The following is a 23842-nucleotide window of genomic DNA, read 5'->3' as shown; positions in this document are numbered from 1 at the left end:
TGTATTTTCAGCTTTATTCATCTTCAAATGAAAAAATATCCTCTACAGATACACCAAATACCTTTGCAATATCCATTGCAAGCTTTAATGACGGATTGTATTGTCCTTTTTCAAGACGTATGATAGTTTCACGCCTGACGCCCACTTTTTCCGCAAGGTCACCCTGCTTCATGTCAAGCTTAGCACGGTATTCCTTGAGTTTTGTTTTTAGCTCCGGCATTACTCGTCCTCCTCATCGGTGCTAAGCTTGCCCTCATGGTGGAGAAAAAATCCGCTTTCAAGGGTCATATAACTGAACCAGAATATAAACCATACTTGATACAGTCTGTCGCTGTTTATCTTTATGGTTATACTTCCGTCCCAGAACATTGATATAAAGATCGCTACTGCTAATATTATCAAAAACATTTTTGTGATACTTTGATGTGCCTTGAGCATATTTTCTTTTGCCATTTCGTCCTCTTTGTCAACTTTCTGACAGCTTGCATACAGCCATATTACTGCAAATAAAGCCGTGATAGCAGCCAACACAACGAATATCACCGTCGCCCATGTTGTATTATCAAGCTTGTAATGCTCCACCGTGTTTTCAAATATCTCTGTGACAAGTATTGCAATTCCTGTTACCATACGCTTTTTGTGATATTCTCTCAGAGTTATCTTTTTCTTTTCTTTTTTCATTTTCTGTCTGCTCCTTTTAATGTCATTGTCTTTTTCTTTAGCTTTACTTATTATATAACTGTATATTAAAAGTGATTTATTTATCACCTTATGTGACAATAATATCACTTTATGTATGCAAAGTCAATAGAAAAGTGACAAATTTATCACCTTTGTGCATTTACACAAATCGTGCCATATCAGTTTGTACACATTTATGTATAATGACAACAAAAAGAGCGGAACAACGTCCGCTCATGAAATTATTTTGCTTGTGGATTTGAACTTTCTGCATTGCTGCTGTCAGTATCGCTTCTATCTTCTATGAATATCTCCTTGCATACAGCACTAAATTCATCGTCACGGAGTGATACTTTATTTTTTATCACGTCTGAAATGGTGAATTTTCTGTAGGTGAAGCCGTCATATACTATTAAAAAGGAAATAGTGTAGTTATCAGAGCCATGTTTGCCTTTTACTGTTACTGTGTAGTTGTTACCGTTCTTTGTGCAATCCCACTTTGCGTCCTCACCCAGATAAGAAGCTATGCACTCACCGATTATATTTGATGAATTTCCCGAAAAGTTGTCAAGGCTTTGCACATAACTGTTCTGTGCAGATACGAGCATATAGTCGTTGTCTATTTTTATGCTCTGCGTAAAACCATTCATGAACAGTGCAGCGATAATGAAAAATCCACACATTATTGCTTTATAACGCTCTCTGCCGCAAAGCTTTTCACGTTTGTATACATAAACAGGCGTGAGCCATATCCACTTGTAAAGGTGCTTTGCGTCAATACCATGCTTTATAAGCTGTTTGCAGTCTGCGGCTGAACAGCCTATCATGAACAGCGGAACAAGTATCCACAAGAACGCTCCTGCGGTGGCAGAGTTTGCATAGTTTTCAAGAAACAAGCCGATAAGCGGAACAAAGCATATGAACCATATCAGCCCATTGTTAAGGGACATTGCTTTGGCAGAGTTTGAGTTGCTTTCGGTCTGCGGTGCATTTATCGTAATATCCATTTTGTCCTCCGATTTTTTAAGCTATCTATATTATATAATATTTTTTTCAATTAATCAATAGCCTATGTTTTTGTTTATTAGTAACAAAACAAATGTTCGGCTTTGCTCTGAAAAATGTTTAATTAATGTATTTACAAAATCGTTGACTTTGTGTTATAATATAATTTGTATGTAAAAAATTCTTCAGATCCGTAAGAAAGGAAATGAGAAATGGCAAATAAAAAGGAATATACAAATGAAGATATAGTATCCCTTAAGGGGGAGGACAGAGTAAGAAAGCGTCCTGCGGTAATATTCGGCTCTGACGGACTTGAGGGCTGTAAACATTCTGTTTTTGAAATTCTTTCAAACTCTATAGACGAGGCTCGTGACGGCCATGGCGATAAGATAATCGTTACAAAGTATAATGACGATTCTATCGAGGTGGAAGACTTCGGACGTGGCTGTCCTGTTGACTATAACCAGCGTGAGAAAAAATATAACTGGGAGCTTGTTTACTGCGAGCTTTATGCAGGCGGCAAGTATAATAATAACGGCGGAGATAACTATGAATATTCGTTGGGTCTTAACGGACTGGGTGCTTGTGCGACGCAGTATTCATCTGAGTTTATGGACGTCGAGGTTTTCCGTGACGGATATAAGTATGACTTGCATTTTGAAAAGGGAAGAAACGTTGGCGGTCTTAAAAAGGAAGAAACAAAGCAGAAAAAGACAGGTACAAAGACACATTGGCGACCTGACCTTGAAGTTTTCACTGATATAAAAATTGAGAACGAATATTTTGAGGACGTTCTGAAAAAGCAGGCTGTAGTAAACCCTAATATCACATTTATCCTGCGTATACAGCGTGAGAACAATTCTTTTGAAGAAAAGACGTTCTATTATGAGAATGGTATCGCCGATTATGTTGCAGAGATAGCAGGTGAAAAGCCTCTGACCTCGGTGCAGTTTTTCACAGGCGACCGCAAGGGTCGTGACCGTGAGGACAAGGACGATTACAAGGTAAAGCTTTCTGTGGCGTTCACTTTCTCTAATCAGGTAAAATGTCTTGAATATTATCACAATTCAAGCTTTCTGGAACATGGTGGCTCACCGGAGGACGCTGTAAAGAGTGCTTTCACATCTCAGATAAATGCTTATCTCAAAAGCAACAATAAGTATCTGAAAAACGAAAAGCCTATTACTTTTCAGGATATTGAGGATTGCTTGGTGCTTGTTTCAAGTTCATTTTCTACACAGACTTCATATGCCAATCAGACAAAGAAAGCTATCACAAACAAGTTTATCAAGGAGTGCATGACAGAGTTCTTGAAGCACAATCTCGAGATATACTTTATTGAAAATCCTGACGAAGCGGTGAAGATAGCAGAGCAGGTCCTTGTAAACAAGAGAAGCCGTGAAAAGGCTGAGAAGTCAAGAATAGACCTGAAGAAAAAACTTGCAGGCTCTATCGACCTTTCAAATCAGGTGCAGAAATTCGTTGACTGCCGTTCAAAAGACCTTTCACAGCGTGAGCTTTATATAGTGGAGGGCGATTCGGCGCTCGGTTCTGTAAAAATGGCAAGAAATGCAGAGTTTCAGGCTGTTATCCCTGTGAGAGGAAAGATACTCAACTGTTTGAAAGCTGACTATGATAAGATTTTCAAGAACGAGATAATCACAGACCTTATAAAAGTCATAGGCTGCGGCGTTGAGGTGAAAACGGGCAAGAACAAGGAGATATCTATGTTCAATCTTGACAACCTACGCTGGAACAAAATAGTTATTTGTACTGATGCTGACGTTGACGGTTTCCATATCAGAACTCTTATACTCACAATGCTTTACAGACTTGTGCCGACCCTTATTGAAAAAGGATATGTTTATATTGCGGAGTCACCGCTCTTTGAGATAACGACTTCCGACAAGACTTACTTTGCATATGACGAGAACGAAAAGACAAAGATACTCAAAATGATAGGCAATAAAAAGTTTGATATCCAGCGTTCAAAAGGTCTTGGCGAGAACGAGGCGGAGATGATGAGCCTTACGACAATGGACCCTGCCACAAGACGTCTTATAAAGATAGAGCCTGACGATATCGAGCAGACACAATGGATGTTCGATATGCTCTTGGGTGACGATCTGCAGGGAAGAAAAGATTTCATCACCAATAATGGTGTTGATTATCTTGACATGGCGGATATTTCATAAGCTGTTTGAGGGGAGAGCATTATGGACGCAATTTTTATATGGTCGTCTGCGCTTGTGATATGTGTTGGACTTCCATTGTTTTTCACAGTAATAAATGTTATAAGGCTTTTTGAGAATGCACCTAAAGAATTGGACAGACCGCTGTTTGATATGCTGACGGTGGTAATCGGTTTGCTGCTGTCTTTTTTTGACCTTGGCTGGTTAGGTCTTGGTGTTGAATATGATGTTCCTCTAACTGTTCATGGGGAATTTCATACACCCATAGCAGGGGAGTATAGGTTTAGTTTTTTCTTCCTTTTTTTTATAGCTATGGTGTGCATTGTACTGTTGAGTGTTATAACAAAGAGAAAACCGCCGTTGTTTGCGGCTATGCTCATTGCAGGGGTGTATATGGGCAATGTGCTTGATATACTGCTGGTGATACAGCTTTTGAAGAATATGGATAACTTTTTCACGGTGATGATGTTGGTTTTTCCAATGAATTATATGCTTATGTCCATAAGGCTCATTCGCCGTGAAATAAAGGCGCAGACGGGATATCTCAGCAATTCGGCGGAGAAAAGCGGCTTTATGGGCTGGCTTAATAAGCTTCTCACAAAAAGCCTTGGTTGGTATCTTATCAGCTTTGTGGCAATGATACCGCTCCTTGCGGTGATGCTTTTGATACTTGTTTTATTTGGACAGCGCCCTGACAGCATAGTAAAGGCTTTCACGGAAACAGCCGATTGGACGTTTTCTCAGCAGATACCTCCGCCGCCTGATTACTCACAAGGGCATTATCTTTGCACAGTTGCGGCAGGGGGACACGCTAAGCTCGTCAAACCTCAGCGAATGGGTCTGCGGCGTGGGGATAAGATAGTTGTGAACAGACAGCTTTGTGTTGCAAACGCATTTGAAGAGCTTATACAGGATAAGCTTCCACGTTTTCACAAATGTGTGAGAAGCTTTTACGATAAACACGGATATCCCATTTCACAGCATATATCGACGAAATTGCGTGCTGATGTGGTCTATATCCTTATGAAACCACTTGAATTTATTTTTATTGCGGTGCTGTATATGTTTGACGCCGATCCCGAAAGCAGGATCGCCATGCAGTATACAGGCAAAAAGTGCACCGACCTTACGAACTTTATGAAAGGATAGATTTTATGGCAAGAAAAAAGGCAGAGCCTAAAAAGACTGCTAAACCAAATAACAACGCATATATCGAGGGTGCAGGACTTGTTGCAGATGAAAAGATAACAATGTCTCTTGAAAAGAACTATATGCCATATGCCATGAGCGTTTTGGTATCAAGAGCGTTCCCTGAGATAGACGGCTTTAAGCCCTCACACAGAAAGCTGCTTTATACCATGTATAAAATGGGACTTTTAAACGGAAAGCTTACAAAGTCTGCCAATATCGTTGGTGCGACCATGAGGCTCAATCCTCACGGCGACGGTGCTATATATGAAACCATGGTAAGACTTTCTCAGGGCAATGAGGCACTTTTGCACCCATATGTAATGAGCAAGGGTAACTTCGGTAAGGCATATTCAAGAGATATGGCATATGCTGCCTCTCGATACACTGAGGCAAAGCTCATGCCTATCTGTCAGGAGCTTTTCGGAGATATAGACAAGGACACTGTTGATTTTGTTCCTAACTATGATAACACCACCACAGAGCCGACCTTGCTTCCTGCTACTTACCCGTCAATACTTGTTAATGCCAACGTTGGTATCGGCGTTTCTATGGCTTCATCAGTTTGTCCGTTCAACCTTAGCGAGGTTTGTGAGACAACTATCGGATTTATGAAAAATCCTGATTTCAACGCTCTTGAAACGCTGAAAGGACCTGACTTTCCGGGCGGTGCTTCACTTCTCTATGATGAGGAGGAGCTTGATAAGATATACCGCACAGGAAAGGGCTCTGTTAAGCTGAGAGCAAAATATCAGTATGATAAGGAGTCAAGGTGTCTTGAGATTGTTGAGATACCTGCCACTACCACAGTTGAAGCAATAATCGAGAAGATAATTGCTCTCGTTAAGGCAGGCAAGATAAGAGAGGTATCATATATCCGTGATGAAACGGACATTAACGGTCTGAAAATAGGTATAGATATCAAAAAGGGCGTAGACCCTGACAAGCTTATGCAAAAGCTTTATAAGCTGACGCCGCTTCAGGATTCGTATTCATGCAATTTCTATATACTTGTTCACGGCTATCCAAGAATAATGGGTGTTTATGATATAATTAAAGAATGGGTAGCGTTCAGAATGGATTGCGTTCGACGCAGAACAAGCTTTGACCTTGCAAAGAAGAAAGACAAGCTCCACCTTCTGAAAGGTCTTGGAAAGATACTCCTTGATATAGACAAGGCTATAAAAATTATCAGGGAGACAGAGGAAGAAACTGAAGTCGTTCCAAATCTGATGATAGGCTTCGGCATTGATGAGATACAGGCAGATTATGTGGCTGAAATAAAGCTCAGACACCTTAACCGTGAATATATCCTCAAAAGAACTGCCGAAACTGAGGATCTTGAAAAAGCTATTGCAGAGCTTGAAGATATTCTTGGAAGCGACAGAAAAATAAAGAATATCATCATTTCCGAATTAAAGGAAGTTTCAAAGAAGTATGGTCAGCCAAGAAAAACTCAGTTCTATTATAAGACTGATGTCGAGGAGATAGACATAGAGGACGATATCCCTGACTACGCCTGCAAGCTTTTCCTATCTCAAAGCGGTTATTTCAAGAAATGTACTCCGCAATCACTGAGAATGGCAAGCGAGCAGAAGTATAAAGAGGGCGACGGTCCGCTTCAGGAAATGGAAAGCACCAACAAAACGGAGCTTCTGTTCTTCTCTGACAAGGCGGCTGTGTATAAGACCAAGGTATCGCAGTTTGCCGACACAAAGGCAAGCTCTCTTGGCGACTATATTCCTGCAAAGCTTGGTTTTGATGACGGTGAGGGCGTTGTGTCCATGGTGAATACTGTGGATTATTCGGGCTATATGATATTCTGTTTTGAAAACGGAAAGGTGGCAAAAGTGCCGCTCAATGTCTATGAAACGAAGACCAACAGAAAGAAGCTTGCCAATGCTTATTCTGCAAAGGCTAAGCTTGTGGGAATGTTCTTTGTGCAGGATAACGCTGAGATAATGCTTCGCACAACTAACGGAAGAGCAATGATATTTGATACTGCACTTCTTATGCCTAAGTCCACGAGAGATACTATAGGTGTTCAGGTCATGACACTTAAAGCGAAGAATGCAGTTGTTGATAAGGCATTTATCGTTGACGATGAGACAGCAGCAGGCCTTTCAAAATATCGCAGCAAAACGATACCTGTTGCAGGCTGTTTTGCAAAGGATATCGAAGACCCTGACCAGATGCACTTCTGATATATGTTTTTTACAGCGGATAGACTTCTGTCCGCTGTTTTTTCGTTTGTTGACTTTTTACAGAGATTATGGTATACTTGTTTTGAAAAAGTGTGCAAATGCACGGATGTGCAAAAGGGAGTTGTTTTTATGGAGTGTCCTAAATGCCACAAGTCAGTTGACGATGATGACATTTTCTGTCCTAACTGTGACACAAGATTAAGACCAGACAAAAATACATCTATCATGAAGCGTTTCAAAAAGCAGAATAAACCGCTAAATGTGGAAATAGTGGGTGAGAAAAAACATAAATTGTCTGAAAGCAAGCTCAAGCTTATTCTTATAACAGTGGCGGTAGTGCTTCTTGTGGTGCTTGTCGTCCTTATCGTTGTGAATGTTATAAGCGGAAAGGGTGAAAACACCGCTGAGAGCATTTCTGAATATATCGGTGTAGATGTTGCAAAGGCTCAGAAAAAGCTTGATATGCACTTTAAGGACGAATCGGCTTTTCAGGGAGTGAACAATGCACTGAATTTTGATTATATCATTGAGTCTGATGACAGTGTTAATGTTGATGGCATAAATTATCCTGAATGGGCGGCACTTGTTACCGTTGATGATGAAGAACGTATACAAACTGTAAAATATTCAAATTTCAAGGTGCTTAAAAACAATGCAAACGGTGAAAAAAAGAGTAAAGCTATCAACCTTGATAAGTTTGAACAAGGAGCAAAGTGGAGTGGCTTGTCAGATGCCATAGACCTTGAATATTACGGCATCGTATGGTCAAAAGACACTAAAAATTATATATACCGCTATTGGTATGAGAATGACGCAGGTGATGATCAGCCAGTGGTGCTTAATGTAACGTTCGATACGGATAATAAGTATCTGTATTATTCTTCTACGCTTATTTATCCTGAGTATCTGTAAAAGGATCATAATGTTACAAAAGAAATACAAATTGTTGCGTAAATTCTACAATTTCACAAAAAAACTTGACTTATGCTTGGTTTGTTGCTAATATAAATTGATGAATAACGTAAAAAGGAGGTTCGGTATGGATCCTAGTACTAAATTATGTATGGGCTGTATGAACGAACTTGGTTCTGACGGTCGCTGTCATTATTGTAACTATACCGACGATATCCCGCATTTACAGGCTTATCTAGCACCGAGAACAGTGCTTGACAACAGATATATAGTCGGAAAAATGCTTTCATATAATGGTGAGGGTGCATCTTACATTTGCTACGATATGGTTGGCAAATGCAAGTGTGTGGCAAGAGAGTATATGCCTGACACTCTTTGCGAAAGAGATAGCGAAAGTCAGCGACTTGTGGTGAATCCAGATTGTCTGGCTAAGTATAAGACATTTATGTCTGAGTTTGCAGACGTGAACAAAGTTCTTTCACGCATGAGAAATCTTCAGCATATCGCCACGGCAAAGGATATGTTTTGCGAGAATAATACGACCTATGTCATACTCGAATATGTGGAGGGCGTGACGCTAAAGAAATTTTTACAGTCAAATACAGGCTTTCTCACATGGGAACAGGTCAAAAAGCTTTTTGTGCCATTGTTTACAACATTGAGCATTATACATAATGCAGGTATCATACACAGGGGGATATCTCCTGAAAATATTATTGTTACAACTGATTGTGAGCTTAAACTTACAGGCTTTTGCATAAGTTCTATAAGAACATCTAATACAGGGCTTTCTCCTGAGTTCTATTCAGGATATACCGCCCCTGAGCAATATTCTTCGTTAGAATGGCAGGGCACATGGACTGACGTTTATGCACTTGCTGCAGTTCTTTACAGGATACTAACAGGCTGTATGCCCCTTGACGCTTATACCCGTACAAAGAATGATACTATGGTCGAAGCTTGCAGAGTCAATCCGAGAATACCACAGCATATCTCACGAGTTCTTTCAAGAGCTATGAGAGTTCGTGGCGAAGAAAGAATACAGACAGTTTCAGAGCTTGTTACTGCACTTTTTGAGCAGCATACAACGCATATGGAACACCCTAAGGGTTCAACTCAGACTATTCCTATACAACACGTTCCAAGACAAAGAATGCAGTCAAGGCAAATGCCACAGCAGACTCGTGAGGAAGAAAAGCCTAAGAATAAAACGGCTACGATAATAGGCTGGACGGTGCTTGTGATAGTGCTTTTGCTTTCAGTTTTTCTGCTATATGAATTGTTTTCAGGTCCGTCGGACAGCAATAATGATTCGTCTGAGGATAAGGTCATTTCTTCTGATGATGCAGATGGAGTTGACAGCGAGGTATTCGTTTACAGCACCACAGTTGCTACGCCTAAGGTGACTGATGCTGAAAGTCAGTCAGAATATGGCTATGGCGCTATAATGCCTAACGTTGTGGGTCTGGAATACAATACTGTTGTAAAACAGCTTGGTGAGGATTTTACTATCAAGGCTGAATATTATTATTCTGATGTTGATGATAAGGACGTTGTTAAAGAGCAGAGCATACCAGAGGGTACTGATTTTGATCCGTCTTTGAAAAATGAGCTTGTTCTTAAAGTATGTGCAGGCCCTGAAAATGTTCCTGTTCCTGATTTCTCTGGCCTGTCAAAGAAGGCTTACCTTGAGCTGCTTGATTCTTATAATATCAAGTATAAGGTCGTTACCGATTTCTCAAGCTCTGTTTCTGCAGGATATGTTATGGCGACAAGCGTTAATGTTGGAAACACCGTGAATGTAAAAAATGGCGACGTGCTTACAGTTACAGTTTCCGCTGGTCTTGTGACTACTACGACCACTACAACAAAGGCAACAGAGCCTAAGCCTGATACGAACACAGGCAGTTCTTCTGAAACAACACCAGTTCCGGCTGCTGTGCCTGCTGAATAACGAAAACGTTTAATAAAATGTTAAAAAATAAACAAAGCCCTTGACAATTCAGGGGCTTTGTGCTATGCTCATTATAGATTATTAGGAAAGTAACAGGATAATTTGTTTCCTGATTTGGAGGTATTTTACATGACTAAGAAAATTGGTGTACTTACCAGCGGAGGAGATGCTCCGGGAATGAATGCTGCTGTCAGAGCAGTATGCAGAGCTGGTCTTGCAAAGGGTATGGAAGTTGTAGGTATCCTCAGAGGATATAACGGCCTTCTTAACGGTGAAGTTATTGAGATGAATGCAAGAACTGTTTCAGGCATAATCCAGAGAGGCGGTACTTGTCTTTACACAGCAAGATGTCCTGAATTCAGAGATATCGAGGGCGTAAAGAAGGGCAGAGATAAGTGTCTTGAAATGGGTCTTGACGGTATCGTAGTTATCGGTGGTGACGGTTCATTCAGAGGTGCGGCTGATCTTTCAGCACAGGGTATCCCATGTATCGGTCTGCCTGGTACTATAGACAACGATATTTCATGCACAGAATATACTATCGGTTATGACACAGCTATGAACACAGCTATGGAAATGATCGATAAGATCAGAGATACAGCACAGTCACATGACAGATGTTCAGTAGTTGAGGTAATGGGCAGAAACGCTGGTTACATTGCTATCAACGTTGCTGCTGCTGTAGGCGCTGAGGCTGTTATCACACCTGAGAAGCCTTATGACCTCAATGCTATTGCTCAGAAGATGGAGCAGACAAAGAAGTCAGGCAAGACACATTTTATCATTGTAGTTGCTGAGGGTGTTGGTAAGACAGAGTATATCACAAGAACTCTTCAGGATATTACCGGAATCGAGTCAAGAGCTACTATTCTCGGTCATGTTCAGAGAGGCGGCTCTCCTACAGTAAGAGATAGAGTTGTTGCAACTGAAATGGGCTATCACGCTGTTGAACTGCTCGAGCAGGGCATTGGCAACAGAGTTGTTGGTATGAAGGACAGCAAGATATATGATGTAGATATTCAGGAGGCTCTTTCAATGAAGAAGCCTTTCGAGGACGAGCTTTACAAGATCCTCAATGAAACTGCATTCTAATTTTTCATGAGGTCTGAGTCATTAAGACTTTGACATATTACAGAGTAGAAAACTGAGCGTTAAGTGTCCGTCGGACGGGGAGTTGCCGTCGGAACGAAAAAGGTAGAACCTTTGCGGTTCGGTTTTCGCATCCCGCTGAATGTGTAATTGAAGCTTTTTTATAGCGGCTCTGCACATCCCGCATGGGTAGTGTGCAGAGCTGTTTTTATGCTCCGTTATGCACAAAGCGACAAGCTCGCAGAATAAGGAGGTAAATTTATGAAGAGCTTCGGAAGAATGTTCTATGACTCTTTCAAGTCACTGAAAGATCTTAGGACATTGACAACAACTGGAATATTGATAGCGTTGGCGTTTGCTATCAGATCATTTTCCATTGAGGTAACGCCTGACTTGAGGATCGGTTTCACATTCCTTGCGACCTGTACTATAGGTATGCTTTACGGACCTGTGGTATGCGGAATGTCTACATTTGTGCTGGACTTTCTAGGATATATAGTGCAGAACAAATCTCCGAGAGCCTACAGCCCACAGCTTGCAATGGTAGTTATTATTTCAGGTATCATCTACGGCTGTCTGTTGTATAAATGCGATTTTAACAACAAAAAGCTTCAAAGCTACATAAGGATCGCAATTGCAAGAGGAAGTGTTATACTTTTCTGTAATATAGGACTTAATTCTTATTTCCTGTATACACTTTATGTAAACAAGACTTTTGGCATCACAAACCTAACCAAAGAAGGAATGAGCGGTTTTCTTACATACTGCACACCGAGAATAGCGAAAAATCTTATCCAGCTCCCTGTGGATCTGATCTTGCTCATGATATTCCTGCCTGCTGTGAAGTTTGCTTATGAAAAAGTAAGAACACAGTTTGGACATAAAGCGACAAATACATGATTTAAAGCAGCGGCAGAAATGTCGCTGCTTTTTTGCGTGAAAATATACAAGAAAAATGGGGTACTAATGTGAAATTTAGGTGAAACACTTGAAATTTGCAGAGATTTAGTGTATAATTAAAATTAAGTTATTTTTAAGGCAGACTTATGCCTTTTATTCAGAAAGGTCTTGAGTGTATGATAAATGTTGGTTTTATCGGTGCAGGAAATATGGGCTATGCTATCATGAAAGGCATTGCAGGCAGTAAAATGGGTAAGGATATTCAGCTTTACGCTTTTGATAAATATGCTCCGATACTTGATAGACTTGACGAGCTTGGAGCAGTAAAATGTTCAGGCTGTGCAGAGGTAGTTGAAAAGTCAGAATATGTTTTTCTTGCAATTAAGCCTCAGCAGCTTGACGAGGTGCTTGAAGAGATAGCTCCTGCGGTAACGAAAGATACGGTCATAGTTTCTATCTGCGCTGGCATCACAGATGATTATATCGCTTCAAAAACTGTGGCTGGCGCAAAGGTAGTGCTTGTTATGCCAAACACTCCTCTCCTTCTTGGGGAGGGTGCAACTGCTCTTTCACGCTCTGACAGCGTAACAGATGAGGAGTTTGAGCTTGTTTGCAATATCTTTGGCTCATGCGGTATGTATGCTGTCATATCAAAGGATAAAATGAAAGAGATAATTGCAATAAACGGCTCATCTCCTGCTTTTATCTATCTGTATGCTCAGGCATTCGTAGAGTATGCGAAGAGCGTTGACATCGATGAAACAGTTGCAAGAGATCTTTTTGCAAAGTCGCTTATCGGCTCTGCCAAAATGATAACTGACAGTGGCAAGTCACTTGATGAGCTTATTGAAATGGTATCATCAAAGGGTGGCACAACTATCGCTGGTCTTGAAAAGCTCCGTGAGGGCGGTCTGCCAAAGGCAGTTGAGGACTGCTGCAAGGCTTGCACTAAGAGAGCTTACGAGCTTTCAAAATAGTTATTTTTTCTGCACCGTGGCATATACATTACTCAAAGGAGTGATGTATAATGAACAGCGGGACAGGCATATACAAAAGCGGAGTTCTTGCATTTTTTGCAGGAGCTATCCTGATTGGTGCGCTTTTGGGTGCTGTTACTTTTTGCTTTATGGGCAGCGACGAGCTTTCAATGCTGTCGGTGTTTTCAAACAGCTTCGTTGACGTGAGGTCGTCAGGTGATCTTGAAGAAATACTTGTGAGGTCTTTTTTCAGTTCGACTGTTTTTTTAGCAGTTGTGTTTTTGTCAGGTTTTTCTTCACTGGGACAGCCTTTAGCTGTTGCAGTATTGCTGTTGCGTGGCATGGGCTGGGGTGTTGCAATGTCTCAGCTTTACAGCATTTACGGCGGACATGGTGCATTACTTTCAGCGGTGTTTGTACTTCTTCCTGCGGTCATAACAGCGGCGGCACTTATGATAGCCGCAAGGGAAGCTGTCGCTATGTCAAATATCCTGCTGTGCATTGTTTTTTCTGAAGGACAGCATAGCGGTCTGCGACAGACGGTGCGGTTTTATGCTGTTAAGTTTCTTGTGCTTGAAGCGGCGGCGGCTGTTGCGGCTGCGCTTGAATGTCTGCTGACGATTATTTTTGCAGGACGAATTTAGTATACAGTATACAAAGAATGAAATAAAATTCGGGGCAATTTCGGGGACTATTAATTTTAAGGAGCGGTGTAATGTCTTTATTTGGTAATTACAATACCCCTGGCAGAGGTGTGCTTAAAGCACCTCAGGAGAAAAAGGGTATTTTTAAGTTTTTTGAAGTCTATGGCAGGCATATGTGGAAGCTTATGGAGCTTAATTTGCTGTATTTCGTTTTCTGCATACCGCTGACGCTTATGGTTATACTTATGCTTATGACATCAAATCCAATATGGCTCTTACTGGCGATACCGTCAGTATTGGTAGGACCTGCAACGGCTGCAATGACAAAGGTTTGCCGAAATTATTCTCAGGAAAGAAATGCGTTTCTGCTACATGATTTCTGGGATTCTTTCAAGAAGAATTTTAAGCAGGGCACTATCATGGGCGCCATAGATATCATCTTCGCTATAGGATTTATGGTCGGGATTCCAATGTATAAATATTGGGCAGAGCAGAACTCCATGATATACATTCCGTTTGTTATCTGCATAAGCTGTCTTATCGTATTCTTCATGATGCACTTTTACATCTATCTTATGATAAGCTCCACTAACCTTAACATGAAGCAGATAATAAAGAACTCGTTTTATCTTGTGAGTCTTGGCATAAAGCAGTCTCTTTGGTCACTTCTGGCATCGCTTATCGTTATTGTTATGATGTATCTTTTCCTGCCGTATTCTCTGTTCATATTGCCATTTTGGCCTCTTTCGTTCATATGCTTCGTGACTTGCTTCAATTGTTATCCTGTTATCAGAAAACACGTTATTCAGCCTTACTACGATCAGCGTGGTGAAAGCAATCCTGAGTTTGCATATAAGGATGCAGACCCTGACGAACAGCTCTTTGAGGATAGAGCGGCGGAAGAAACTCCTGTCAAGACCAAAGAGAGCAGAAAAAAAGGCAAAACAATCTCATAAAAAACATAAGGACAGCTCGTTTGAACTGTCCTTTGTTTATGCTAATTATTTTTCGATCTCGCCAAGTGAAAGCGCTTTGAGATAAGCGTTTATGAAACCGTCAAGGTCGCCGTCCATAACAGCGTTTACATTGCTGTTTTCAAAACCCGTTCTGTGATCTTTTACAAGAGTGTATGGCATGAAAACATAGGAACGTATCTGAGCGCCCCATGCGATCTCTTTCTGAACACCCTTGATATCCTCTATCTTCTCCAGATGTTCACGCTCTTTTATTTTGATAAGCTCTGCTTTGAGCATTTTCATTGCGTAATCTCTGTTCTGAAACTGTGAACGCTGTGTCTGGCATGATGTAACGATGCCTGTTGGTATGTGGGTAAGTCTTACGGCTGATGAGGTTTTGTTGATGTGCTGTCCGCCTGCACCGCTTGCACGATAAACGTCCATTTTAATGTCCTCAGGACGGATATCTACTTCGATTGTATCGTCTATTTCAGGCATAACGTCCACCGCTGAGAATGACGTGTGTCTGCTTCCTGAGCTGTCGAAAGGTGAGATACGCACAAGTCTGTGTATTCCTGCTTCGCTTTTAAGATAGCCATAAGCGTTTTCGCCCTCCACGATAACGGAGGCACTCTTCATGCCAGCCTCTGCACCCTCGAGATAATCAAGAGTAGTCATTTTGAAGCCATGGCTTTCACACCATTTGTGATACATCCTGAAAAGCATTTCGCTCCAATCCTGCGCCTCAGTTCCGCCTGCTCCTGCATGAAAGTTGATGATAGCGTTGTTGTGATCATACTCGCCTGTAAGCAGAGTGTCAAGCTGTGCAGCGTCAAGACCCTCTTTTAGAGTTTTAAGCTCAGACTGTATTTCGTCGATCATGTCCTCGTCGCCTTCATCGGCTGCCATTTCAATAAGCACTTCGATATCCTCAAATGACGACTTGAATTTATTGTATTTTTCCAGTTTGCCCTCAAGATTTCTTGTTTCCTGCAAAACCTTCTGCGATTTCTCCATGTCGTCCCAAAAATTAGGCTCTGCGGCTTTTTCGTGAAGCTCTGCGATCCTTTCCTGAGAACGTTCAATATCGTATACGTCATGCAGCTCGCTGATGATAGGTCTAAGAGCTTCAAGCTCTGACTTTAAGTTTTCTAAAAATACCATATCTTTTTCTCCTTATTTTATATCATTATATATTATAAAACTTTTTTTGTGAAAAGTAAAGGAAAAATATAAAAAAACTATAGCATTTTCCTGAAAGTTGTGCTATAATGTTATCTAAAGGCTTTAAAAAGCCTGTTTCAGCAAGAAAGGAAACCTGATATGGCTAATTATACAGGAAAAAAATGCTTTTCCTGCGGAGAAGTATTCAAAGATGGTGACGATATAGTTGTGTGTCCTGAGTGTGGCACGCCTTATCATCGTGAGTGTTATCTCAAAGAAGGAAAGTGCATAAATGACGCTTTGCATGAAAGTGGTCAGAGCTGGGAGCAAACTCAGGAGAGTGTAGAAAGTGAGAATATACGCTGTATACGCTGCGGTTTTGAAAATCCGCCTGACAAGCTATTTTGTGAAAAGTGCGGAACACCGCTTACGAAAAATGACACTGAGGAACGTCCATTTAACGATATGGACACGCAAAATAACGCTCAGCAGACCGGCCCTGACGGACAGCCTTACGGTCCGTTTGGCAGACAGGTTGTATTTGATAAGGACTCAGATCTTGAAGGCATTAAATTAGATGACTATGCAAAATTTGTAAAGATAAATCCGCTTATATTTTTGTCTAACTTTATACGTTTTGGTAAATTTGGTGGAAAGATTTCCATAAACTTTGCTGCTTTCCTTTTTCCACACCTGTATTTTCTGTTTAGAAAAATGAATCTTGTGGGTATCATCATGCTTGTGGCTACGGCACTGCTCAATATCCCTACTGCGATAGAATATCTTAGTGCAGGAACAATGGGTTTCTCGCTTGATATCGGCATCGATGTGACTGGAAGGGTTTTTCAGGGCATTTCCGCTGCGACATGGTATGTTTCAATGGCACTTCAGTTTGTGGCAGGCTTTTTCGGCAATTATATGTATTATAAGTTTGCACAAAAAAAGATCCGAGAGATAAGGTCGGAGGACGGCACTGAGCAGGAGATAGCCGAAAAGATAGTAGCAAAGGGCGGTACGTCATGGGGGGCTGTTATTCTTGGCTTTGCCGTTTATTCTGCGATAGTTGTGTTTGGCATTTTTGGTGTTACAAAGATATTTGCATGATTTTACAAAAAGTTCATAAAAAAACGCAAGTGACACTTGACAGATAATCGGTCTTGTGTTATAATAATTGAGTTATCCTTGCTTGTGCAAATTGCGGCACAGGCGAAATCCAAAAGGAGGTGCAAATGCAATGGCAAAAATTAATGAGTCTTATGAGGCTATGGTAATTTTCAGCTCTAAGCTTGACGAGGAGGCTGTAAACGCACTCACAGCTAAGTTCAATGACTTGATCGAGGCAAACGCAAGCGACGTTACACTTAGTAATTGGGGCAAGCGTAAGCTGGCTTATGCTATCAATTATGAAACAGAAGGTACTTATGTACTGTGGTCATTCACATCTACGCCTGAGTTTCCAGCTGAGCTTGAGAGAATTCTTGGTATCACAGACGGCGTGATCCGTTTCTTAGTAACGGTCAAGTAAAACTGCGAAAGAGGGAAAAGTTATGCTTAACAGAGTTATTTTAATGGGTAGGATCACTCAGGATCTTGAAGTAAGACAGACTCCTAGTGGAAATGCAGTTTTGAGATTCAACGTTGCAGTTGACAGACCGGTTCGTCAGGGTGCTGAAAGGCAGACTGATTTTATTACTTGCACTGCTTGGGGACAGAGAGCTGAATTTATCAACAGATACTTTTCAAAGGGCAGAATGATCGCTCTTGAAGGTCAGATAAGAACAGGTTCTTATGACGATAAGAATGGTGTAAAGCATTATACAACTGAGGTCAATGTTGACAGTGTGTCTTTCACAGGTGAACCAAAACAGCAGGGAGCTGGTAACTATTCCAATAATTACGGAAATGGTGGTTATCAGCAGAATAATTACCAGCAGAACAATGGTGGATATTCACAGCATGCAAACAATTCTAATCAGAATAACTATAACAATGCTCCATCAAATGACGCTTTGTCCATTGGTGACCTTGATGATTTTGAAGAAGTATTGTCCGATGACGGAGTACCGTTCTAAGCAGAGGAGTTTTGAGAAAATATTTCTCTAAGGAGGGAAATTTACCATGGAAAAGGAAAGAAATACAAGCAGACCTATGAAGAGAGGTCGTAAGAAGGTTTGTATGTTCTGTGCAGACAGAGCTGAAAAGATCGACTATAAGGATATCGCAAAGCTTAGAAAGTGCATGACAGAGAGAGCTAAGATCCTCCCTAGACGTGTAACTGGCACTTGTGCTTATCATCAGAGAGAACTTACAACAGCTATCAAGAGAGCACGTCATGTGGCACTTCTTCCATATGTAGCTGACTAATAGTGTTTTCTATTTTGAGGTACCTTTATAGGTGCCTCTTTTTGTTAAGGGGAAGTTTCTGAATGGGGCTTGCAAATGTATCATAAATGTGATATTATATACTAAAGCTGTATAACAAAGCATTACAGTATTTGTAGAGCTGTAAGGAAATGGAGCAACTATGAAAGATAAAACTGATGTTAAAATAAATAATATTATGCCGTGTGTTCCAACGAGAGATCTGGTAGTTTTTCCTGGAATGTCTATGCATTTTGATGTTGGCAGACCAAGAACTATAAAGAGCATGAAAAATGCCATGGACGGCGATCGACTTGTTTTTCTTTGTGCGCAAAAAGACGTTTATCTTGAAATGCCTGAAAAAAAGGATATGTTCAAGGTGGGTACTGTAGCAAAGGTAAGACAGATCGTTAAAGCACCTGATGGAATATACAGATGCTATGTAGAAGGTCTGCGTAAAGCGAGACTTGCTGAGTTTTATCAGTATGATGATTGCTATGAAGCTGATGTAAGACTTGTACCAAATTATTCAAAGGATAGGCTTGACGATGACGAACAACTTGCTGTTTTTCGTTCGGTCTTAGATGAGTTTGAAGAGTATGTTAAGGTGGTTCCTAAAATGCCTGAAGAGCTTTATGCCCAGATACTCGGTTCTAAAACGCCTGTTCAACTTTTTGAAAGTTTGGCATTTAATATTCCATTAGCTTTTACTGACAGACAGTCGCTTCTTGAAGCCCCATCTGTTTTAGATAAGCTAATTCTTATGATCACTATGCTTTCACGAGAGACCAATGTTTTATCTCTTGAAAGAAGGATACATAGTCAGGTCCATTCTCAGATAGAAGAAAGTCAGCGCGAATACTATATTCGTGAGCAGATCAAGGCGTTACAGAATGAGTTGGGTGAAAATGAAGACGGCTCAGATGTAAATGAGATCGATGAGTACACACATAGGATAGATTCACTTGTATTGTCCGAAGAAGTTCGTGATAAGCTTATGGGCGAGGTCAGGAAGCTTTCCAAGATGGGTATGATGTCACAGGAGGGTGTTGTGCTGAGAAATTATCTCGACACAGTGCTTGCATTGCCGTGGAATGCTGTCACAAATGATAGAACTGACATCAAAAAAGCTAAGCAGATACTTGACAAGGATCACTATGGCATGGCAAAGGTCAAGGATAGAATACTTGAAAATCTTGCTGTAAGAGCGCTTACTCCTGATGTCAAGGGGCAGATCCTCTGTCTTGTTGGTCCTCCAGGCGTTGGCAAAACTTCAGTGGCAAAGTCTGTCGCTAGAGCACTTAATCGAAACTTTGTAAGGGTCTCATTGGGCGGTGTTAAGGACGAAAGTGATATCAGAGGTCACAGAAAGACGTATGTTGGTGCAATGCCAGGAAGAATAATGAATGCCATGAAGCTTGCAGGAAGTAAAAATCCTGTTGTTCTTCTTGATGAGATAGACAAGATGAGCAATGATTTCAGAGGCGATCCATCGTCTGCTATGCTTGAGGTTCTTGACAGCGAGCAGAATAATGCTTTCAGAGATCACTATATTGAAGTGCCGTTTGATCTAAGTGATGTGCTGTTTATTACAACTGCAAATACTCTCGATACTGTTCAAGCACCTCTTCTCGACCGTATGGAGGTCATAGAGTTGTCTAGCTATACTAGGGAGGAGAAGTTCCATATTGCAAAGGAACATCTTATTAAAAAGCAGGAAGGTAAGAACGGTCTTAAAGCATCTCAGATACGCATTTGCAATGATGCTATCTATAAGCTTATAGACAGCTACACAAGAGAGGCTGGCGTTAGAAATCTTGAAAGACAGATAGGCTCGCTTTGCCGAAAGGCTGCTAAGGAGATAGTTGAAGACGGCGTTAAGAAAGTTATTTTCAAGGCGGATAATCTTGAAAAATATCTTGGCCATGAGAAATATCTCCCTGATGTTGTATCAGATAAAGATGCCGTTGGCTCTGTAAATGGTCTGGCATGGACGTCAGTGGGCGGAGTTGTCATGCCTTTGGAAGTCCTTGTACTTGACGGTAAGGGCAGAATAGAGCTTACAGGCTCACTTGGCGACGTTATGAAGGAGTCTGCAAAGATTGCCGTAAGCTATTGCAGAAGCGTTGCTGACAAATATGGCATCGATAAAGACTTTTACGAGAAAAAAGATTTGCATATACACGCTCCCGAGGGTGCTGTGCCTAAGGACGGTCCATCTGCAGGTGTTACCATGATAACGGGCATAATCTCTGCACTGGGTAATATAAAAGTACGCAGTGACGTTGCTATGACAGGTGAGATAACTCTTAGCGGCAAAGTACTGCCTATAGGCGGTCTCCGTGAAAAGACTATGGCTGCATACAAGGCGGGGGTAAAGACTATTATTGTGCCTTTTGCTAATAAGGGCGATCTTGATGACGTTGACGATACAGTAAAGCTTTGTTGCGAGTTCGTGTTCGCAAAGACTATTCAGGATGTGCTTGACGTTGCACTTGTTCCAAACAGCAAAAATAATGTTCCGCTTGAACTCCTAAGCAAGAACGAGCCGGAGCGAAAAAAATTAACGGTATAGAAAGGGCCGCCTATGAATTATAACAAAGCAGAATTTTATACTTCCTTTGGAAAATTCTCGCAGATACCCAAGTCTGACAGACTTGAATTTGCTTTTTCCGGCAGGTCGAATGTGGGAAAGTCGTCGCTGATAAACAAGCTTCTTAACAGAAAAAACTTGGCGAGAGTAAGCTCTATGCCGGGTAAAACTGTTACAATAAACTTCTTTTCTGTGGAGAATATCTATATCGTTGATCTGCCCGGATATGGCTATGCCAGCGTATCAAAGTCCGAGAAAAGGCAGTGGGGCAGTCTTATAGGAGGCTATCTTGACGACGGCAGCAGACAGCTTGCACTTGTTTTTCAGCTTGTGGATATGCGTCATCCGCCGAGCAAAGACGATCTGATGATGATAAATTATCTTATTGACGCTGAGATACCATTTATAATCGTGTTCACCAAGGCGGATAAGCTTAAGCCTAACGCCAGAAAAGCACGTATGGAAGCTTTCAAGACAGAGATACCATGCTTTGAGGACATCACCTGTGTGGAGTTCTCTGCTATCACAGGTGAGGGCGTAGAAGAGCTGAGAGAGATAATCGACGATATATCTGAGGGAGCTGAGATAACGCCACCAGAGAAACTAGAAAGCGATACAGAGGACGAAGAAGAGGAATATTACGATGATAAAGAGGATATTTCTGATGAGCCGAAGTCATTCGGCGGTTTTCTAACGCCTAATAGAAGAAAAAATTAAGAGTAAGTAAATAAAAAATTCATAATTCTCCTTTACATTTTTCATGACTTGTGTTAAAATATATTTATGGTTTAACACTTTACACCATGAAACGTAAAGGAGATTTTTTTCATGAAAGAGAAACTTGAGATCAAAAATTTAGACGATCTTTATGAAGCTGTGCTTTGTCTTGAAACCGTCGAGGAATGCAGGCTGTTTTTTAAAGATCTTTGCACTATACCTGAGCTGAAAGCACTTTCACAGCGTTTTCAGGTTGCAAAAATGCTTACAAAGGATCATGTTTACAGCGATATAGTAAACGAAACAGGTGCTTCAACGGCAACTATAAGCCGTGTGAACCGCTCGCTTTCTTATGACGGCTCAGGCGGATATAATATCGTTTTTGACAGATTGGATAAGAAGGAAGATAAGTAATGAGCGGATACGGCAGATTTGCCTGTTACTATGATAAGCTTACAGAGAATGTTGATTACGGAAAAATTGCGGCACGGTGTCATGAACTTATAAAACGATACAGTTCAGAGCATGAGGTAGTTTTGGACCTTGCCTGCGGCACAGGTTCGCTCAGTGAGGCACTTGCACGTCTTGATTATGATGTGGTAGGCGTTGATCTGTCGGATCAAATGCTGGAAGAAGCCATGGATAAGCGTTATGAAAGCGGTCTGAACATACAGTATCTTATGCAGGACATGACTGAGCTTGATCTGTATGGCGCAGTTGATGCTGTTGTTTGTGTTCTTGACAGCATAAATCACCTTGAAAATGAGGAAGCTGTCAGAAAGACTTTTGAGTGTGTATCAAAATTTACCTGCGATGGTGGACTTTTCATATTTGATGTAAATACTGTGTACAAGCACCGAGTGATCCTTGCAGACAATGCGTTCTGCTATGATCTTGATGGGCTTTTCTGTGCATGGCAGAATGAGCTTAATGATGATGACAGCGTGAGCATATATCTTGACTTCTTTGAGGAACAGGAGGACGGCTCTTATTGTCGTTTTAGTGAGGATTTCACAGAGAGGATATATACGGACGAGTTTTTGAGCGAGCTTGTAAAGTCAAATGATTTTGAGCTTATAGGAAAGTATGACGGATTTGAGGACTCGCCAGTTAATGATAAAACGCAGAGAGTTCTTTATGTGTGCAGGAGAATAAACAGAGGGTGATTTTATGGGAAGAATAGTTAGAGTTATAAGTAAAGACGCTTCCGTTGTGTGCAGCGCTATCGACGGAAAGGATATTGTTTCACGCATTGAGGAGATACATAAAACTTCCGCTGTGGTCACGGCGGCACTTGGCAGACTTGCCATGGGTACTTCGCTCATGGGATTTGGACTTAAAGGCAAAGATGATTCTATTACTGTAAAAATGGACGGTGATGGTCCTACAGGTGCGCTTATATGCGTTTCTGACAGCATGGGAAATGTTAAGGCGTATGTACAAAATCCAGTGGTGGAACTGCCGCTTAACGATAAAGGCAAGCTTGATGTCAGAGGGGCTGTAGGCTCTAATGGTACGCTTAGTGTGGTCAAGGACATGGGACTTAAAGAGCCGTACTGCGGACAAGTGCCTATTGTTTCAGGCGAAATAGCAGAGGACATAACTAACTATCTTGCTGTCAGTGAGCAGGTGCCAAGCGTCTGCGCTCTTGGCGTACTTGTAAATCCAGATCTGACAGTGAATTGTGCAGGTGGATTTCTTATTCAGCTTTTGCCGTTTGCACCTGAGTCAGCTATAGATCAGATAGAGAAGAATATAAACGGAATGGAGTCTGTAACAAAGCTTATATGTGGTGGTATGACCACAGAAGCTATTGCAATGAAAGCCTTGGAGGGTCTTGAACCGAACGTTCTTGATGATTTTGAGGTTAATTATCGTTGTGATTGTTCAAGGGAAAGAGTAGAGAATGCTCTTATATCTTTGGGCAGGGCAGAACTTGAAGATCTTTCTAAAGATGGTGGTACTGACGTTGAGTGTCACTTCTGTGATAAGAAATATCACTTTACTCCTGAGGAGATTTTAGGGTTAATAAAAGAATAATATTTAATGAATATTTTATGTACACTATTCAAATGCCCGATAATAAAGCGTTTACGGACTTAAACTTTTTTGAGAAATTTCAAAAAAACTCTTGACAAATGGCTTTGGATAGTGTATAATAAATATCGTCGCTGAGAGATACAACTCAAGACGACAGCTAACGGGAGCATAGCTCAGCTGGGAGAGCATCTGCCTTACAAGCAGAGGGTCACAGGTTCGAGCCCTGTTGTTCCCACCAAGCGGACTTATAAAGTCCGCTCATATG

The 23842-nt window shown here is 41.2% G+C and carries 23 protein-coding genes, 1 tRNA gene and 1 riboswitch; of the genes, 20 read left to right on the top strand and 4 right to left on the bottom strand.

Going from position 1 to position 23842, the window contains the following annotated elements:
- Window positions 1–13: 13 nt before the first annotated feature.
- The 3 genes from DW015_RS03585 to DW015_RS03575 all read right to left on the bottom strand — a co-directional run bounded on the left by DW015_RS03585 (window position 14) and on the right by DW015_RS03575 (window position 1688).
- On the bottom strand, window positions 14–220 hold the full coding sequence (locus tag DW015_RS03585; RefSeq protein ID WP_022287501.1) for a helix-turn-helix transcriptional regulator: 207 nt from the start codon (window positions 218–220) through the stop codon (window positions 14–16).
- Entirely contained in the window at window positions 220–681 is a 462-nt protein-coding gene (locus tag DW015_RS03580) for a hypothetical protein (RefSeq protein WP_117904267.1), read from the bottom strand. Before DW015_RS03580 ends, DW015_RS03585 begins: the two co-directional genes overlap by 1 nt.
- 242 nt (window positions 682–923) lie before the next feature.
- Window positions 924–1688: a hypothetical protein gene (locus DW015_RS03575; RefSeq protein WP_117904265.1), complete on the bottom strand. Its 765-nt coding sequence runs from the start codon at window positions 1686–1688 to the stop codon at window positions 924–926.
- A 210-nt stretch (window positions 1689–1898) separates the two neighbouring features.
- Between DW015_RS03575 and DW015_RS03570 the strand changes: the two genes are divergently transcribed.
- The 10 genes from DW015_RS03570 (at window position 1899) to DW015_RS03525 (ending at window position 14702) form a co-directional block, all read left to right on the top strand.
- Window positions 1899–3881, top strand: coding sequence for a toprim domain-containing protein (locus tag DW015_RS03570; protein ID WP_022287505.1), 1983 nt, complete (start codon window positions 1899–1901; stop codon window positions 3879–3881).
- Window positions 3882–3902: 21 nt separating this feature from the next.
- The gene (locus DW015_RS03565) at window positions 3903–5027 is read left to right on the top strand and encodes a DUF6688 family protein (RefSeq protein ID WP_117904263.1); all 1125 of its coding nucleotides are present in this window, start codon (window positions 3903–3905) and stop codon (window positions 5025–5027) included.
- Window positions 5028–5032: 5 nt separating this feature from the next.
- The gene (locus DW015_RS03560; protein WP_117904261.1) at window positions 5033–7270 is read left to right on the top strand and encodes a DNA topoisomerase (ATP-hydrolyzing) subunit A; all 2238 of its coding nucleotides are present in this window, start codon (window positions 5033–5035) and stop codon (window positions 7268–7270) included.
- A gap of 129 nt (window positions 7271–7399) precedes the next feature.
- Window positions 7400–8182 carry a zinc ribbon domain-containing protein gene (locus DW015_RS03555; protein ID WP_117904259.1) on the top strand — a complete coding sequence of 261 codons (783 nt, stop codon included), beginning with the start codon at window positions 7400–7402 and terminating at the stop codon, window positions 8180–8182.
- A 127-nt stretch (window positions 8183–8309) separates the two neighbouring features.
- Window positions 8310–10136, top strand: coding sequence for a PASTA domain-containing protein (locus DW015_RS03550; protein WP_117904257.1), 1827 nt, complete (start codon window positions 8310–8312; stop codon window positions 10134–10136).
- Window positions 10137–10265: 129 nt separating this feature from the next.
- Window positions 10266–11228: a 6-phosphofructokinase gene (gene pfkA / locus DW015_RS03545; RefSeq protein ID WP_117904255.1), complete on the top strand. Its 963-nt coding sequence runs from the start codon at window positions 10266–10268 to the stop codon at window positions 11226–11228.
- 38 nt (window positions 11229–11266) lie between these two features.
- A riboswitch (THF riboswitch) is annotated at window positions 11267–11368 on the top strand.
- 118 nt (window positions 11369–11486) lie between these two features.
- The gene (locus DW015_RS03540; protein ID WP_117891797.1) at window positions 11487–12125 is read left to right on the top strand and encodes a folate family ECF transporter S component; all 639 of its coding nucleotides are present in this window, start codon (window positions 11487–11489) and stop codon (window positions 12123–12125) included.
- A gap of 176 nt (window positions 12126–12301) precedes the next feature.
- Window positions 12302–13102 carry a pyrroline-5-carboxylate reductase gene (gene proC / locus DW015_RS03535; protein WP_117904481.1) on the top strand — a complete coding sequence of 267 codons (801 nt, stop codon included), beginning with the start codon at window positions 12302–12304 and terminating at the stop codon, window positions 13100–13102.
- 50 nt (window positions 13103–13152) lie between these two features.
- Entirely contained in the window at window positions 13153–13746 is a 594-nt protein-coding gene (locus tag DW015_RS03530; protein ID WP_117904253.1) for a stage II sporulation protein M, read from the top strand.
- A 71-nt stretch (window positions 13747–13817) separates the two neighbouring features.
- Window positions 13818–14702: a DUF624 domain-containing protein gene (locus tag DW015_RS03525; protein ID WP_117904251.1), complete on the top strand. Its 885-nt coding sequence runs from the start codon at window positions 13818–13820 to the stop codon at window positions 14700–14702.
- A gap of 45 nt (window positions 14703–14747) precedes the next feature.
- On the opposite strand, the gene prfB is transcribed toward DW015_RS03525, so the two are convergent.
- Complete coding sequence (prfB, locus tag DW015_RS03520; RefSeq protein ID WP_022287515.1) at window positions 14748–15866, bottom strand: peptide chain release factor 2; 1119 nt, start codon at window positions 15864–15866, stop codon at window positions 14748–14750.
- Window positions 15867–16025: 159 nt separating this feature from the next.
- Here prfB and DW015_RS03515 point away from each other — a divergent pair, with 159 nt between their 5' ends.
- The 10 genes from DW015_RS03515 to DW015_RS03470 all read left to right on the top strand — a co-directional run bounded on the left by DW015_RS03515 (window position 16026) and on the right by DW015_RS03470 (window position 23815).
- Window positions 16026–16970, top strand: a complete 945-nt coding sequence (locus tag DW015_RS03515) for an RING finger protein (RefSeq protein ID WP_117904249.1) — start codon at window positions 16026–16028, stop codon at window positions 16968–16970.
- 130 nt (window positions 16971–17100) lie between these two features.
- Complete coding sequence (gene rpsF, locus DW015_RS03510; protein WP_046440545.1) at window positions 17101–17391, top strand: 30S ribosomal protein S6; 291 nt, start codon at window positions 17101–17103, stop codon at window positions 17389–17391.
- A gap of 22 nt (window positions 17392–17413) precedes the next feature.
- On the top strand, window positions 17414–17938 hold the full coding sequence (locus tag DW015_RS03505; RefSeq protein WP_117904247.1) for a single-stranded DNA-binding protein: 525 nt from the start codon (window positions 17414–17416) through the stop codon (window positions 17936–17938).
- A gap of 46 nt (window positions 17939–17984) precedes the next feature.
- Complete coding sequence (gene rpsR / locus DW015_RS03500) at window positions 17985–18230, top strand: 30S ribosomal protein S18 (RefSeq protein WP_022287519.1); 246 nt, start codon at window positions 17985–17987, stop codon at window positions 18228–18230.
- A 160-nt stretch (window positions 18231–18390) separates the two neighbouring features.
- Window positions 18391–20802, top strand: a complete 2412-nt coding sequence (gene lon, locus DW015_RS03495) for an endopeptidase La (RefSeq protein WP_117904246.1) — start codon at window positions 18391–18393, stop codon at window positions 20800–20802.
- 12 nt (window positions 20803–20814) lie between these two features.
- Window positions 20815–21537, top strand: a complete 723-nt coding sequence (gene yihA / locus DW015_RS03490) for a ribosome biogenesis GTP-binding protein YihA/YsxC (RefSeq protein ID WP_117904244.1) — start codon at window positions 20815–20817, stop codon at window positions 21535–21537.
- A gap of 111 nt (window positions 21538–21648) precedes the next feature.
- Window positions 21649–21951: a YerC/YecD family TrpR-related protein gene (locus tag DW015_RS03485; protein ID WP_041337345.1), complete on the top strand. Its 303-nt coding sequence runs from the start codon at window positions 21649–21651 to the stop codon at window positions 21949–21951.
- Entirely contained in the window at window positions 21951–22703 is a 753-nt protein-coding gene (locus DW015_RS03480; protein ID WP_117904242.1) for a class I SAM-dependent methyltransferase, read from the top strand. The genes DW015_RS03485 and DW015_RS03480 overlap by 1 nt, the downstream gene beginning before the upstream one ends.
- Window positions 22704–22707: 4 nt before the next feature.
- Entirely contained in the window at window positions 22708–23577 is an 870-nt protein-coding gene (gene hslO / locus DW015_RS03475; protein ID WP_117857616.1) for an Hsp33 family molecular chaperone HslO, read from the top strand.
- A 162-nt stretch (window positions 23578–23739) separates the two neighbouring features.
- Window positions 23740–23815: transfer RNA gene (locus DW015_RS03470), tRNA-Val, on the top strand.
- Window positions 23816–23842 lie beyond the last annotated feature (27 nt).

The sequence above is a fragment of the Ruminococcus sp. AF37-20 genome, assembly GCF_003460465.1.
GTDB classification, from domain to species: Bacteria; Bacillota; Clostridia; order Oscillospirales; family Ruminococcaceae; genus Hominimerdicola; species Hominimerdicola aceti.
The sequence above is the reverse complement of the archived record's forward strand: the minus strand, read 5'-3'. Positions and strand labels throughout refer to the sequence as shown.

What these genes read in the sequence shown, in the direction of transcription:
- DW015_RS03585 (WP_022287501.1), bottom strand. Translation starts at nt 220, where the DNA reads ATGCCGGAGCTAAAAACAAAACTCAAGGAATACCGTGCTAAGCTTGAC.
- DW015_RS03580 (WP_117904267.1), bottom strand. Translation starts at nt 681, where the DNA reads ATGAAAAAAGAAAAGAAAAAGATAACTCTGAGAGAATATCACAAAAAG.
- DW015_RS03575 (WP_117904265.1), bottom strand. Translation starts at nt 1,688, where the DNA reads ATGGATATTACGATAAATGCACCGCAGACCGAAAGCAACTCAAACTCT.
- DW015_RS03570 (WP_022287505.1), top strand. Translation starts at nt 1,899, where the DNA reads ATGGCAAATAAAAAGGAATATACAAATGAAGATATAGTATCCCTTAAG.
- DW015_RS03565 (WP_117904263.1), top strand. Translation starts at nt 3,903, where the DNA reads ATGGACGCAATTTTTATATGGTCGTCTGCGCTTGTGATATGTGTTGGA.
- DW015_RS03560 (WP_117904261.1), top strand. Translation starts at nt 5,033, where the DNA reads ATGGCAAGAAAAAAGGCAGAGCCTAAAAAGACTGCTAAACCAAATAAC.
- DW015_RS03555 (WP_117904259.1), top strand. Translation starts at nt 7,400, where the DNA reads ATGGAGTGTCCTAAATGCCACAAGTCAGTTGACGATGATGACATTTTC.
- DW015_RS03550 (WP_117904257.1), top strand. Translation starts at nt 8,310, where the DNA reads ATGGATCCTAGTACTAAATTATGTATGGGCTGTATGAACGAACTTGGT.
- pfkA (WP_117904255.1), top strand. Translation starts at nt 10,266, where the DNA reads ATGACTAAGAAAATTGGTGTACTTACCAGCGGAGGAGATGCTCCGGGA.
- DW015_RS03540 (WP_117891797.1), top strand. Translation starts at nt 11,487, where the DNA reads ATGAAGAGCTTCGGAAGAATGTTCTATGACTCTTTCAAGTCACTGAAA.
- proC (WP_117904481.1), top strand. Translation starts at nt 12,302, where the DNA reads ATGATAAATGTTGGTTTTATCGGTGCAGGAAATATGGGCTATGCTATC.
- DW015_RS03530 (WP_117904253.1), top strand. Translation starts at nt 13,153, where the DNA reads ATGAACAGCGGGACAGGCATATACAAAAGCGGAGTTCTTGCATTTTTT.
- DW015_RS03525 (WP_117904251.1), top strand. Translation starts at nt 13,818, where the DNA reads ATGTCTTTATTTGGTAATTACAATACCCCTGGCAGAGGTGTGCTTAAA.
- prfB (WP_022287515.1), bottom strand. Translation starts at nt 15,866, where the DNA reads ATGGTATTTTTAGAAAACTTAAAGTCAGAGCTTGAAGCTCTTAGACCT.
- DW015_RS03515 (WP_117904249.1), top strand. Translation starts at nt 16,026, where the DNA reads ATGGCTAATTATACAGGAAAAAAATGCTTTTCCTGCGGAGAAGTATTC.
- rpsF (WP_046440545.1), top strand. Translation starts at nt 17,101, where the DNA reads ATGGCAAAAATTAATGAGTCTTATGAGGCTATGGTAATTTTCAGCTCT.
- DW015_RS03505 (WP_117904247.1), top strand. Translation starts at nt 17,414, where the DNA reads ATGCTTAACAGAGTTATTTTAATGGGTAGGATCACTCAGGATCTTGAA.
- rpsR (WP_022287519.1), top strand. Translation starts at nt 17,985, where the DNA reads ATGGAAAAGGAAAGAAATACAAGCAGACCTATGAAGAGAGGTCGTAAG.
- lon (WP_117904246.1), top strand. Translation starts at nt 18,391, where the DNA reads ATGAAAGATAAAACTGATGTTAAAATAAATAATATTATGCCGTGTGTT.
- yihA (WP_117904244.1), top strand. Translation starts at nt 20,815, where the DNA reads ATGAATTATAACAAAGCAGAATTTTATACTTCCTTTGGAAAATTCTCG.
- DW015_RS03485 (WP_041337345.1), top strand. Translation starts at nt 21,649, where the DNA reads ATGAAAGAGAAACTTGAGATCAAAAATTTAGACGATCTTTATGAAGCT.
- DW015_RS03480 (WP_117904242.1), top strand. Translation starts at nt 21,951, where the DNA reads ATGAGCGGATACGGCAGATTTGCCTGTTACTATGATAAGCTTACAGAG.
- hslO (WP_117857616.1), top strand. Translation starts at nt 22,708, where the DNA reads ATGGGAAGAATAGTTAGAGTTATAAGTAAAGACGCTTCCGTTGTGTGC.